The sequence below is a fragment of the Paraburkholderia tagetis genome (assembly GCF_022213065.1).
GTDB lineage: Bacteria > Pseudomonadota > Gammaproteobacteria > Burkholderiales > Burkholderiaceae > Paraburkholderia > Paraburkholderia tagetis.
In genome coordinates this window covers 86,927-100,166 of record NZ_JAKLJA010000018.1, presented here as the reverse complement: position 1 = coordinate 100,166, position 13,240 = coordinate 86,927, and the positions used below count along the sequence as shown (strand labels likewise).

Annotated in this window: 8 protein-coding genes; 4 read left to right on the top strand and 4 right to left on the bottom strand. The window is 65.4% G+C overall.

Features of this window, described 5'->3' with window-relative positions:
• Positions 1-37: 37 nt before the first annotated feature.
• On the bottom strand, positions 38-1,129 hold the full coding sequence (locus L5014_RS20890; protein WP_238465648.1) for a glycosyltransferase family 4 protein: 1,092 nt from the start codon (positions 1,127-1,129) through the stop codon (positions 38-40).
• 327 nt (positions 1,130-1,456) lie between these two features.
• Here L5014_RS20890 and L5014_RS20885 point away from each other — a divergent pair, with 327 nt between their 5' ends.
• The gene (locus L5014_RS20885; protein WP_238465647.1) at positions 1,457-2,731 is read left to right on the top strand and encodes an O-antigen ligase family protein; all 1,275 of its coding nucleotides are present in this window, start codon (positions 1,457-1,459) and stop codon (positions 2,729-2,731) included.
• A gap of 148 nt (positions 2,732-2,879) precedes the next feature.
• Here L5014_RS20885 and msbA read toward each other — a convergent pair whose 3' ends face one another.
• The gene (gene msbA, locus L5014_RS20880; protein ID WP_238465679.1) at positions 2,880-4,634 is read right to left on the bottom strand and encodes a lipid A export permease/ATP-binding protein MsbA; all 1,755 of its coding nucleotides are present in this window, start codon (positions 4,632-4,634) and stop codon (positions 2,880-2,882) included.
• A gap of 330 nt (positions 4,635-4,964) precedes the next feature.
• Here msbA and L5014_RS20875 point away from each other — a divergent pair, with 330 nt between their 5' ends.
• Entirely contained in the window at positions 4,965-5,747 is a 783-nt protein-coding gene (locus L5014_RS20875) for a glycosyltransferase family 2 protein (RefSeq protein ID WP_238465646.1), read from the top strand.
• Here the strand turns inward: L5014_RS20875 and dnaE are convergent.
• Positions 5,741-9,331, bottom strand: a complete 3,591-nt coding sequence (gene dnaE / locus L5014_RS20870; protein WP_238465645.1) for a DNA polymerase III subunit alpha — start codon at positions 9,329-9,331, stop codon at positions 5,741-5,743. The two genes, L5014_RS20875 and dnaE, sit on opposite strands and share 7 nt — an antisense overlap.
• A 203-nt stretch (positions 9,332-9,534) precedes the next feature.
• Between dnaE and L5014_RS20865 the strand changes: the two genes are divergently transcribed.
• Both L5014_RS20865 and gluQRS read left to right on the top strand, forming a co-directional pair.
• The gene (locus tag L5014_RS20865; protein ID WP_238465644.1) at positions 9,535-10,434 is read left to right on the top strand and encodes a sulfurtransferase; all 900 of its coding nucleotides are present in this window, start codon (positions 9,535-9,537) and stop codon (positions 10,432-10,434) included.
• Positions 10,435-10,441: 7 nt separating this feature from the next.
• Positions 10,442-11,380 carry a tRNA glutamyl-Q(34) synthetase GluQRS gene (gene gluQRS, locus L5014_RS20860; RefSeq protein ID WP_238465643.1) on the top strand — a complete coding sequence of 313 codons (939 nt, stop codon included), beginning with the start codon at positions 10,442-10,444 and terminating at the stop codon, positions 11,378-11,380.
• 143 nt (positions 11,381-11,523) lie between these two features.
• Here gluQRS and L5014_RS20855 read toward each other — a convergent pair whose 3' ends face one another.
• Positions 11,524-13,014: a DEAD/DEAH box helicase gene (locus tag L5014_RS20855; protein ID WP_238465642.1), complete on the bottom strand. Its 1,491-nt coding sequence runs from the start codon at positions 13,012-13,014 to the stop codon at positions 11,524-11,526.
• Positions 13,015-13,240: the final 226 nt, after the last annotated feature.

The window sequence follows — 13,240 nt, the reverse complement described above, 5'->3', positions numbered from 1 at the left end:
ATGCGAACGCAAGCGCGAGGCGGGCACGAGGCGCAGACTAGCGGGTTGGCGAAATATCCGCGACGAGTTCGAGCAGCGCGTCCACGTGGGCTTGCACGCTGGCGTCGTACAGGATGTCGGGATGGGAGCCTGATGCATTGGCGGGTTTGGCGGACGCGGCCGGTTCGACGCGTCGTCCACGTGCCGCCACGGCCGCTTCGATTGCGCGGCGCAGGTCGGCGGCATCGCCGGGCCGGAACAGATATTTGGCGCTATCGGCGATGGCATCGCAGCAGCCGATATTCGACGAAAAGATCACGGGCGTGCCGCACATGACCGACTCGATGCCGACGAGTCCGAACGGCTCGTAAGTCGACGCAAGGATCGAGTAGTCGGCCGCGCGATAGGCGTTTTCGAGATCCTTCACATAGCCGATGTAGCGCACGCGCGTGCTCGTGCGTTCGGGCGGACGCCCGGCCACGGCCACGACCACGGGCAGGTCCAGTGCCTCGATCACCTGCTCGATGAGCGGCAGACCCTTGCGCTCGTGGCTGCTCGACGCAAAGAGCAAGACCGTTTCGTGGTCGGCGAACCCGTATTGCCTGCGCAGCGCGGCGCGCGTGCCGGCGTCCACCGGCGAGAAGCGCTCGCCATCCACGGGGGGACAGAGCACGCGGATCTTTGCCTCGTCCACGCCATAAAACTCGCGCAGTTCGGAACGCATGAGATCGGAATGCGCGACGATCACGCGCGACCGCGCGTATTGCTGACTTTCGAGCGCGATCTGCCGGCTGTCGGAGCCGCGCAGCGTGCGCCCCGTCGCGCGCAGAAAGCCGCGATGCGTGCCGCCGCAGATGGCGATCTCCGAGGAATCGACGCGGTTGCAGCCGATCAGCACGTCCACGCCCGCACGGCGGCGCAAGGTGGCCAGCCGCCGCGCGAACCACATGTCGCGCAGCTTTCCCGGCAGCAACGAGACGTTGATCCGATGCGGCTCCACGAGCGCGTATTCGGGTACGGATGGGTCGAACTTGCGTGCGAAGAACACGGGCCGCACGCCGCGCGCGGCCAGACCCCGGATGAGATCCATCGCGTAGCGTTCCAGGCCGCCACTGTGCTTGAGCGCGTTGCTGGAAATTCCAACCTTCATGACCCGTCCGACAAAAAATGATTGCGCGCAAATTTCGCGTGGGCCGATTATAAAGCGCCAGTTCCGTGCAACAGCGATGCCTTCCGCGCTTCCAGGCCAAGCCATGTCCTACTCAATCTGCGGAAAGTCCTGTAATACGCCAAGCGCTATGTCCGTCAGCGCATCGCGCATACCCAAAACCCCCTCCGGTATAATCGTTCGGCTAATGGGCAGCAGGACCTGTCCGCCCCGATGACAGGCTTATGCTGGCCGAGCGAGCGCAACGGCGCAACTGCCCGGCTACACCGACATAACAACTGACTGCCCATCCGATTTGCGCCGGCCGACATGAATCACGATACGACGACCTATCTTCGCCGCCTGGCTCCAATCGTTACCCTGCTACTCGCGGTTGGACCCGCCACGAATCTGGTCTGGCGCGGCGGTACGGGTTACTGCTTTTTCCTGCTGCTGGCGTTTGCGCTTTATGGCGCGTACACATATCGTCACGACCGCAGCTATTTCGCGCCGTGGTGCGAATACCGCTGGTACACGGCCGCGATGCTCGCCCCGCTCGTCGTGGTCGTGCTCCAGCAGCCGCTGCTCGGCTACTGGGCGCCACACCAGTTCGACGCCCTCTCGCGCCTCGCGCTCGCGCTGCCGATCTTCCTGCTGCTTAGCCGCCTGCCTTCGCGCCGCCTCACGGTCGTCGGCTGGGGTTGTGCACTCGGTGCGCTCGCAGCGAGCGCCTGGGTTTTCATCGACCGCCCCGCCGGCGGCTGGAACGATACCGAGCGCCTCTCGAACTACTACACGAATGCGATCCCGTTCGGCGACACGGCCCTGCTGTTCGCCTTCCTCTCGATATTCACCTTCGGCTGGGACCGCAAGGCGCGCCCACTCGCGCTTATCGTCAAACTCGCCGCGCTCGTGGCGGGCGGCTTCGTTTCGTATCTTTCAGGCACGCGCGGCGGCTGGATCGCGGTACCCGTCTTCGCACTCCTGCTCGGCGTGCAGTACGGTTGGTTTTCGCACTGGAAACGCGTGGTCGTGACGCTGGTGCTGCTCGCCGCAGCCGCCGGCGCGCTGTTTTCGACAAATGGCATTCGCCACCGCGTGGCCGACGCCAGCTCCGATTTTGCCCTCATGCAACGCGGCGACAAGGACACCTCGGTGGGGCTGCGCCTGCAGCTCTGGAACGCATCGGTGACGCTGTTCGAGCGCCATCCGGTCTACGGCGTGGGCAAGGGTCACCTGAAACTGGCGCTCGCCGATCTCGCGCAGCACGGCGAGGCCAGCCAGCAGATCGTCAATGAGCGCGCGCACAGCGACTTCTTCTCGGCCATCGCCGAAATGGGCGCCATGGGCGCCGCAACCCTATTTCTGCTCTACTTCGGGACGTCGGTCTATTTCTGGCGCGCGTGCCGCGCCGCCGACACGGTCATCCGCACCGCCGCCTGCAGCGGCCTCGCGGTGTCGTTCAGTACGATCCTCTTCGGGCTCACGATCGACGTGCTGGTGCCGATCCAGGTCGTCGTCCTGATCTCGCTGCTCACGGCTGTTTTCCTGGCGATCATCGCGTCGCGCAAGCGCGAACTCGAAGGCAGCGCGACAGCGCACTGAGCCGCCGCGGCGTGGCTGCACCGCCTCAACTCGCTGATCCACCCACGGCCCCCGGGCTAGCCGGAAAGCGCCGCGCTTCGTAGTACAGCCCGTTGGGGCCCGGCACAAGCCGCAAGGCGCCCGAACATCGGGCGCCCCACTCCGACGCTCACGCCGCGTTCTGCTGGAACTGGATCTTATGCAGATGCGCGTACAGCCCGCGCTGTTCGAGCAGTTGCTGGTGCGAGCCGCGCTCGGCGATGCGGCCCGCCTCCATCACGAGAATGCGGTCCGCGCGCTCGATGGTCGAGAGCCGATGCGCGATCACGAGCGTCGTGCGGCCCTTCATCAGCGTTTCGAGCGCCGCCTGCACATGGCGCTCCGACTCCGAGTCGAGCGCTGAAGTCGCTTCGTCGAGAATCAGGATCGGCGCGTCCTTGTAGATCGCGCGCGCGATCGCGAGACGCTGCCGCTGCCCGCCCGAGAGCTTCATGCCGTTGTCGCCGACCAGCGTTGCGATGCCTTCGGGCAGCGCCGAGATCGTATCCCAGAGGTTGGCCGCGCGCAGCGCGTCTTCGACGCGTGCCGCGTCGGCCTTCTCGCCGTAGGCCACGTTGTTCGCGACGGTGTCGTTAAAGAGCGTCACGTCCTGGCTCACCAGCGCAATCTGGCTGCGCAGCGCGTGGATGTCGTACTCCGGCAGCGGCACGCCGTCGACGAGAATCGCGCCGCCGCTCGGATCGAAAAAGCGCGGCAGCAGGTTCACGAGCGTGGTCTTGCCGCTACCCGAGGGGCCTGCCAGCGCGATCATCTCGCCCGGCGCCGCGCTGAACGTCACGTTATCGAGGATCGAGCGCGTACCGGGCCCATAGGAGAACGACACGTTGCGAAACTCGATCTCGCCACGCGCGCGCTCGAGCGGCTTGCCGCCGCCCGCCGGCTCGGCCGGCTCGTCGATCAGGCCGAAAATGAGCTCGGCGGCCGTCATGCCGCGTTGCAGCGGCTGGTTCACGTCGATCAAATGCTTGAGCGGCGAGATCACGAGCAGCATCGACGTCACGAAGGCGACGAAGCCGCCCACGGTCGTCTGGTCGTGCGAGGCTTGCACCACCGCGATCGTGATGACGACCGCCAGCGCGATCGAGGCGAGGAACTGCGTGATCGGCTGCGCAAGGCCGCCCGAGATCGTCATGCGCATCTGATAGCCGCGCAGGCGCTTGCTCATCTCGCCGAAGCGGTCCATTTCGTACTGCTCGCCGTTGTGAACCTTGACGACCTTGTAGCCGCCCACCGTCTCTTCGACGATGTACGACAACTCGTTCGTGAGCGCCTGGTGCTCGCGGTTCAGGCGGCGCAGGCGCCGGTTGATCTTGCTGACGAGCCAGCCGATGGCCGGCAGCAGCACGGCCACGATCAAGGTGAGGCGCCAGTTGAGAATGAACAGGTAGCCCAGCAGGAAGATCACCGTGAGCGAGTCGCGCACGGAGGTGACCAGCACGCTCAACAGCACGCCCAGGATCTGGTTGACCTCGAACACGATCGCGTTGATGACCGTGCTCGCCGTCTCGCGCTGAAAGAAGCCGACGCTCGCATGAATCATGCGCTCGAACATCTTCAGGCGTAGCTCGAGCAGAATCTTGTTGGTCATGTACTGGAGCAGATAGCCGGACGCGTACTGCGTGAGGCCGCGCACGAGCGCGAGACCGATCACGGCGGCCGGGACGATCCATCTGGCGTTAGGGCTGCCCTTGGTGCCGAAGCCGTGGTCGAGCAGCGGCTTGAGGAGCGCGGGAATGCCGGCCTCGGTCGCAGCCACGATCGCAAGCGTGACGATGGCCGCAATCGCCACCCAGATGAGCGGCTTGATATACGGCCAGAGGCGCCGTCCGACCGATGCGGCACTGGACTTCGTGCCGGAGCCGATCGGTTTGCTGAGGGTGGATTGTCGGGAGGTCTCGCTCAAGGCATCCTCTGGAAAGGCGTGTACTGGAAATCGGCTTATTTTTGGGTGACGCGACAGGAGCCATGCGCAGGACGCACTGACTCCGGTTCTGTTAGCGCCCCAGATACAGCCCGGTCATGGGCGGGTCGCCCAGATCAACGTCCCTGCGGCCCCCGGCTACGCGGGCCAACCGCAAGGCACAGCATTGTATACGTTCGAAGCGGGACACCCGTGCATGCGACATGCGTATGTGCCGCTATGTATATACTTGCCAGGCGCGCCTCCCGGCGCATTTCCACACGAAACAGTCGCATGACACAGACCACGCTCGGCGTCGCCATCATTACGAAAAACGCCGCCTCGCGGCTCGCTCAATGCCTCGACGCGCTGTCGTTCGCCCACGACATCGTCGTCATCGACAGCGGCAGCACCGACGGTACTACAGAAATCGCCCGCGCCCACGGCGCACGCGTCATCGAGGAAACGACCTGGCCGGGCTTTGGCACACAAAAAAACCGCGCAATCGACGCATTGGCAACGGACTGGATTCTCTCGATCGATGCCGACGAAATCGTCTCGCCTGAACTGGCCGGCTCGATCCGCGCAGCCATCGCCGCGCCGGTGACCGACGTCTACGCCGTCGACCGGCTCTCGAGCTTCTGCGGCTCGTGGATTCGCCACAGCGGCTGGTATCCCGACTGGATTCCGCGGCTGTTCCGGCGCGGCACCGCGCGCTTCTCCGATGCCCTCGTGCATGAGCGGCTCGTCTTCACGGCGAGCGCGCAACGACTCGAAGGCAAGTTGCTGCACTACTCCTACACGGATTTCGACGACGTGTTGCGCAAGCTCGACGCCTATTCGAGTGCGGGCGCCGAGCAGCGCGCAGCCGCCGGCAAGGGCGGCAGCGTCGGCAAGGCGGTGGTGCGTGGCGCATGGGCGTTCGTGCGCACCTACGTGCTGCGTGCGGGGTTTCTGGATGGCCGCGCGGGCTTCATGATTGCGGTGTTCAACGCGGAAACGGTTTATTACCGCTTTCTCAAGCTCACGCTACTCAACGGCCACCCTGCCGAGCGCGCGCTGAAGACCGATCAATAAACGATCTCGATGGAGCTGCCTGCGAACTCGCCACGCAACGCGGCGAGCAGGTCGTCGGTGGGCTTCACGCGCCACGCGTCGCCCAGACGCACCTCGCCTTGCGCGCGCTCGTTGCTATAGACGATCTGCACCGCGAGGCCGTTCGGAATGACGACCTGCTCGCGCTCGCGGCCCCGGCCGCCGCCACCGTAGCTGCCACCACCACCGCCGCCATCGCGACCGCCACGCCCGCGCGTCTCCACCACGGGCGCCGGCAGCGAGTCGTCGGGCTTCGCGCGATGCGCTTCGAGCACCGTGCGCAGCGCGCCTGCATTGGCGTTGCCGTTCATCTGCACCTTCACGGCCTGCGCGTAGCGGCTGCGGGCGCGCTCCAGATCCATCACGGTATCCACCGTGAAGCGGATACCGCCCGTGAACGCGTCGTTGCGCGCCCCGCCCTGCACGACGAGTAGCTCGTCTTCCTTGAAGAGCGCCTTGTGCGCCTCGTATTGCTCGTTGAACACCGTCACTTCGCACTGGCCGGTGCCGTCGTCGAGCAGCGCGATCAGCATCTTGCCGCGCTGGGTCATCTGCGTGCGCAGCGAAGCGATCACGCCCGCGACGAGCTTGTCGCGCCCTTCCTTGAGCTCGCCGATCTTCTGGCGCACGAAGCGCCGCACTTCGTCCTTGTAGGCATCGAACAGGTGGCCCGAGAGGTAGAAGCCAAGTGCGCCCTTCTCTTCCTGGAGCCTGCGCTTGTCGCCCCAGGCGGGCTCGTCCACCAGCTCATGCGCGGCCAGCGGCGCGTCGCCCATGTCGAAAAGGCCCGCCTGCATGGCGTTGGCGCTCGCCTGCTCGGCGGCTTCCATCGCCATCGGCACCGATGCGAGCAACTGGGCGCGATTCGCGTGGATCGTGTCGAACGCGCCCGCGCGGATCATCGCCTCGATCGTGCGACGGTTCACGAGACGGCGGTCGACGCGCTCGCAGAAGTCGAACAGGTCCTTGAATAGACCGCCTTCTTCGCGCGCGCGCAGGATTTCCTCGATGGCGTTCTGGCCGCTGCCCTTGATCGCGCCGAGGCCATAGCGGATCGTGCGCGAGCGCTTGCCTTCGGCCACGTTGGCATCGGCCACCGGCTCGAAGCGATACGCCGACGCGTTCACGTCCGGCGGCAGCACGACCATCTTGTTGGTGAGGCAGTCCTCGAAAAGAATCTTGACCTTGTCGGTATCGTCCATGGCGAGCGACATATTCGCTGCCATGAATTCGGCCGGATGGTGCGCCTTCAACCACGCCGTGTGATAAGCGAGCAGCGCATAGGCCGCAGCGTGCGACTTGTTAAAGCCGTAGCCCGCGAACTTCTCCATCAAGTCGAAGGTCTCGTCGGCCTTCTCGCGCGTGAGGCCGTTCTTTGCCGCGCCTTCCGCAAAAATCTCGCGGTGCGTGGCCATTTCCTCGGGCTTCTTCTTGCCCATCGCGCGGCGCAGCAAGTCGGCGCCGCCGAGCGAGTAGCCGCCGATGATCTGCGCCATCTGCATCACCTGCTCCTGATAGACCATGATGCCGTAGGTCTCTTTCAGAACAGGTTCGACGCGCGGATCGGGATACTCCACCACTTCGCGGCCGTGCTTACGCGCGCAGAAGCTCGGAATCAGGTCCATCGGACCCGGACGATACAACGCCACGAGCGCGATGATGTCCTCGAAGCGGTCGGGCTGCGCGTCCTTGAGCATGCCTTGCATGCCGCGGCTTTCCAGCTGGAACACGGCGACCGTATTCGCTTTCTTGAGGATCTGGAACGACGGTGCGTCGTCGAGCGGCACCTGGGCGAGCGACCAGTCTTTCTTCGACGGGTCGAGCATGCGGATGTAGCGCTCGGCCCAGTCGAGAATCGTGAGCGTGGTGAGACCCAGAAAGTCGAACTTCACGAGGCCGACGGCTTCCACGTCGTCCTTGTCGTACTGGCTCACGACGCCGCTTTCGTCGCCCTGCGTGTAGAGCGGGCAGAAGTCGGTGAGCTTGCCGGGCGCGATCAGCACGCCGCCCGCGTGCATGCCCACGTTACGCGTGAGACCTTCCACGAGCTGCGCGAGGTCGAGCAGCTGGTGCACTTCGTCTTCGTTGTCGTAGCGCTCTTGCAAGAGCGGCTCTTCCTTCATCGCATCGGCGATGGTGACGTGCTTGCCCGGCTTGAACGGAATGAGCTTCGCCACGCCGTCCGTGAAGTTATAGCCGAGGTCGAGCACGCGGCCGATGTCGCGCACCGCCGCCTTCGCGGCCATGGTGCCGAAGGTGGCGATCTGCGAGACCGCGTCGGCGCCGTACTTCTCCTTCACGTACTGAATGACGCGATCGCGCCCGTGCTGGCAGAAGTCGATGTCGAAGTCGGGCATCGAGACGCGTTCCGGATTCAGGAAGCGCTCGAACAGCAGGTTGTAGCGCAGCGGATCCAGATCGGTAATGCCGAGCGCGTATGCGACCAGCGAGCCCGCGCCCGAGCCCCGGCCCGGCCCCACCGGCACACCGTTGTTCTTCGCCCAGTTGATGAAGTCCGCGACGATCAGGAAGTAGCCCGGGAAGCCCATCTTGATGATGGTCCCGCACTCGAATTCGAGGCGCTCGTTGTAACGCGCGCGCTCGTTCTCGCGTTCGGCTTCCTCGGGGTAAAGCTGCACGAGGCGCTTTTCGAGGCCCTCTTTCGAGAGTTGCACGAGGTAGTCGTCGAGCGACATGCCGTCGGGCGTCGGAAAGAGCGGCAGCTTCGGCTTGCCGAGTTCGAGCGTGAGATTGCAGCGCCGCGCGATTTCGATGGTGTTCGCGATGGCCGAGGGAATGTCCGCGAACAGCGCGACCATTTCTTCCTGGTTGCGAAACCGCTGGTCGATCGTGAAGCGCTTCGGGCGACGCGGATTCGCGAGGATGTCGCCCTCCGAAATACACACGCGTGCTTCGTGCGCCGTGTATTCCTCGTCGGTCATGAACTGCATCGGGTGCGTGGCCACGACCGGCAGTTGCAATTGCGCCGCGATGGCCACGGCCTGCTCGATATATTGCTCGGCGCCCGGCTGGCCGCAGCGCTGCAATTCAATGTAATAGCCGTTCGGGAACAGTTTCGCCCAGCGCTGCGCGTGACGCTTCGCGCTTTCGACGTTGCCCGCCGCAAGCGCGAGGCCCACATCGCCCTGCTGCGCGCCCGAGATCGCAAGCAGCCCTTCGGCCAGCCCGGCTTCGAGCCACGCGACGTCGATTTCCGCGCGGCCTCGATATTGATTCGTGAGCCACGCCTTGGAAAGCAGTTCGCAGAGGTTGAGGTAACCGCGCTTGTCCTTCACGAGCAGAAGCAGACGCGAAGGCTTGTCGCGGTCGTCCGGATTCATGATCCAGACATCGCAGCCGGCAATGGGTTTGACCCCTTTGCCACGGGCTTCGGTGTAGAAACGGACGAGGCCGAATGCATTGCCGAGGTCGGTGAGCGCGAGCGCGCCCTGGCCGTCCTTGGCCGCCGCCTTGACGAGGTCGTCGAGGCGCACGATGCCGTCGGCAATCGAGAATTCGGAGTGGACGCGGAGATGGACGAAGCGGGGATCTGACATGGGCGTCATTGTAACTCTACGGTCCGGCGATTTTGGCCGCCGCCTGCGAGCATGGCGATGCGCCGGCCATACGGATAAGGCCTTGCGCGCCATCAGGCTCGCGCGGCATGCGGCATGGCGCGCGAGCGGCGCCGCAGCGTCGGGTTGAGGGATAATAGCGGATTACGCCCGCTGCGCAGCGGGCCCGTCCGATTCAGGTTTTCAAGTTGGCCATGCGTATTCTCAATCTCTCCGCCTACCAGTTCGCGACCCTCGACAAGACCGCCGAATGGCGTCCGCTCGTGCTCGAACGCTGCCATGCACTCGATTTGCGGGGCACCATCCTGCTCGCACCGGAAGGCATCAATCTGTTCGTCGCGGGCGATGAAGGCAACGTGCGCGCCTTCATGGACTACATCAACCACGATCCGCTCTTCGAAGGCAAATTCGCGACGCTGCAGTTCAAGGAAAGCTTCTCGGAAACGCGCCCCTTCAACCGCATGCTTGTGCGCCTGAAGCGCGAGATCATCACGATGAAGAAGCCCGCGATCCGCCCCGAGGAAGGCCGCGCGCCTTCGGTCGCGCCGGTCGTGCTCAAACAATGGCTCGATCGCGGCTTCGACGACGAAGGCCGCCCCGTCGTCATGCTCGACACGCGCAACGCGTTCGAGATCGACGTCGGCACGTTCGACAAGGCGCTCGACTACCGCATCGACAAGTTCAGCCAATTCCCGGGCGTGATCGAGGCGAATCGCGCCGATCTCGAAGGCAAGACCGTGGTGTCGTTCTGCACGGGCGGCATCCGCTGCGAGAAGGCGGCCATCCATATGAAGGAAGTGGGGATCGAGCACGTCTATCAGCTCGAAGGCGGCATTCTCAAGTACTTCGAGGAAGTGGGCGGCGCGCACTACAACGGCGACTGCTTCGTGTTCGATCAGCGCACCGCGCTCAATCCGCAACTCGAAGCCACCGACACCGTGCAATGCTTCGCCTGCCGCGCCGTGGTCACGCCCGCCGAGCAGGCTTCGCCGCTCTACGTCGTGGGCAAGAGCTGCCCGGCGTGTCATACGGAGCACGCGCAAGGTGCCGCGAGCGCCGCGGCAAGCGCCCAGGCTCCCGTTCAAGCCGCTTGATTCGCGCGTGAGCGCACCAGCTCGAACGCATAAGGGGTATCGCGGGCGCTTCGCGCCCTCGCCCACCGGACCGCTGCATTTCGGCTCGCTCGTTTCGGCGCTCGCGAGCTGGCTCGACGCACGCGCGCACGGCGGCGCGTGGCTCGTGCGCGTGGAGGACATCGACGGCCCGCGCACGGTGCCCGGCGCCGCCGAGGACATTCTCGCGACGCTGGAGCGCTTCGGCTTTCAGGCCGACGAGCCGCCCGAATGGCAAAGCCGCCGCGTGAGCCTTTATCGCGCGGCGCTCGACCAGTTGATCGCAGCGGGCCATGTCTATCCGTGCGGCTGTACGCGCAAGGAAATCGCCGATTCGCAACTGTACGCGCACCGGCGCAACACCACGCTGATCTATCCCGGCACCTGCCGCAACGGCCTGCACGGCAAGACCGCACGCGCCTGGCGCCTGCGCGTGCCGGACGATGCGCCTGCGCAAGCGGCCAACAATCCCGCGCTAATCCGCTTTGACGATCGCTGGCAAGGCCCGCAGCAACAGGATCTCGCGACCGAGGTCGGCGACTTCGTGCTGCTGCGCGCGGACGGCCAGTGGGCGTATCAACTCGCCGTGGTCGTGGACGATGCCGCGCAAGGCATCACCCACGTCGTGCGCGGCGCCGATCTGCTCGACTCCACGGCGCGCCAGATCTGGCTCCAGCAATGCCTCGCCGTGCCGACGCCCGCGTATCTGCATGTGCCCGTCGTCATGAACGAGGAAGGCGAAAAGCTCTCGAAACAGACCGGCGCGCTGGCGCTCGATGCCACGCGACCGCTCGAAGCGCTGCTGGCCGCCGCGCGTCATCTCGGGCTTGCACTGCGCGAGCCGGCGCCCGCGACGCTCGAAGCCTTTCAGGCCGATGCGATCGATGCATGGAAGCGCCGTCTCGCGCAGTTGCAGGCCACCGCATGAGCGCGTAACCCACGATTCCGCACAGCAATTCGAGCGCAAAAACGCAAAAGCGGCGTGCCGGTCGAAACCGGCACGCCGCTTTTTTCATCACACGAAACGCGCGAAACGGAACAGGAAACAGAAACCGCGCCGCGCCGAACGCCTCAGTTCGACGAAGACGTCGGCTTGTTACGCCACGACGAGCCCAGGCCGCCGAGCAGCGCCGCGAGCGGCTGCTTCTGCTTTTGCGACGTGTTAGCGGCCGGCGCCGGCTGGTCTTCGGCCTTGCTGCGCGCGCTCGGCGACGGCTCGTAGGGTTTCAGGAAGAAATCGTCAATGGGCTGCGCCGGGCGGTGGTGATGCGGACGCTCGTACGCACCGGCACGACGATGGCCGACACGCTCCCCACGACCTTCTCGGCCCTCATGACTGTCGCGTCCATCGCGGCCATCGCGGCGACGGCTGCCGCCTTCGTGATGCGCGACCGGCGTGTCGACCACGAGGCGCTCGACGGTCAGCGGACGCTTGATCAGCTTTTCGATATCGGCGAGCTGCTTCTTCTCGCTCGGGCTGCACAGCGAGAGCGCGTCGCCCGAGGCGCCCGCACGGCCCGTGCGGCCGATGCGGTGCACGTAGTCTTCCGCGTTGAACGGCAGGTCGAAGTTGATCACGGCCGGCAGCTCGGCGATGTCGAGACCGCGCGCGGCCACATCGGTTGCCACCAGCGCCTCGATCTCGCCGCGCTTGAAGGCGTCGAGCGCCTGCATGCGTTCGTTTTGCGAGCGGTCGCCGTGAATCGCGGCGGCCACGATGCCCTGCTTCTCGATCTGGCGCGCCAGCCGGCTCGCGCCGATCTTGCTGTTGCAGAACACGATCACCTGCTTCAAGCCCCGGTCGCGGATCAGTTGCACCACGGCGCCGGTCTTGTCGCCTTCGGCGACTTCGTAGACCACCTGGGTGACGTTAGTGGCCGTCGAGTTGCTGCGCGCGACCTCGATGGTCTGCGGCGTGCGCAGGTAGGTGGCGGCCAGCTTCTTGATCTCGCCCGAGAACGTGGCCGAGAACAGCAGCGTCTGGCGCTCCTTCGGCAGCAGATTCAGGATGCGCTGGAGGTCCGGCAGGAAGCCCATGTCGAGCATGCGGTCGGCTTCGTCGAGCACCAGCATCTGCACCTGGCCCAGACTCGTGGTCTTCTGCTGCACGTGGTCGAGCAGACGGCCCGGCGTGGCGATCAGGATTTCCACGCCGCGGCGCAGCTCATCCGATTGCGGATTCATGTCGACGCCGCCGAACACCACCGCGCTGCGCAGCGGCGTGTGCTGCGCGTAGGTGCGCACGTTATTGGCGACCTGATCGGCCAGCTCGCGCGTGGGCGTGAGAATCAGCGCTCGCACCGGATGGCGCGCGGGCGAGGCGCTCGTGCTCGCCAGTGGCAGCAGGCGCTGAATGATCGGCAGCGAGAAGCTCGCCGTCTTGCCCGTGCCGGTTTGCGCAGCCCCCATCACGTCGCGGCCCGTGAGGACCACGGGAATGGCTTGCGCCTGAATGGGCGTGGGCGTCGTGTAGCCCTGCTCCTGAATCGCCTTGAGGATCTCGGGCGCGAGGCCGAACTGATCGAAGGTCTCGGTGCTGGGCTTGACGGCTGTGTCGGACATGGTGGCTTCGCTATAAAGGCGCTATGCGCGCGAGGCGCGGCGCGCCTCAAATAATCACTACAGGGTACTGCCGGGTTGCTTCGAAAAGTGCTGGCAAACGTGGCAAGCGCTACGGGGCTGCGGGAGCCGCAGCGGCTTTGTGCCCGGCGTCTGCCAGGCTTCGTGCCCGGGTTTTGTCCGGGTTTTGTCCGGCTTTGTCCGATTCCCGGCCGCGGCGGCCGTCCTC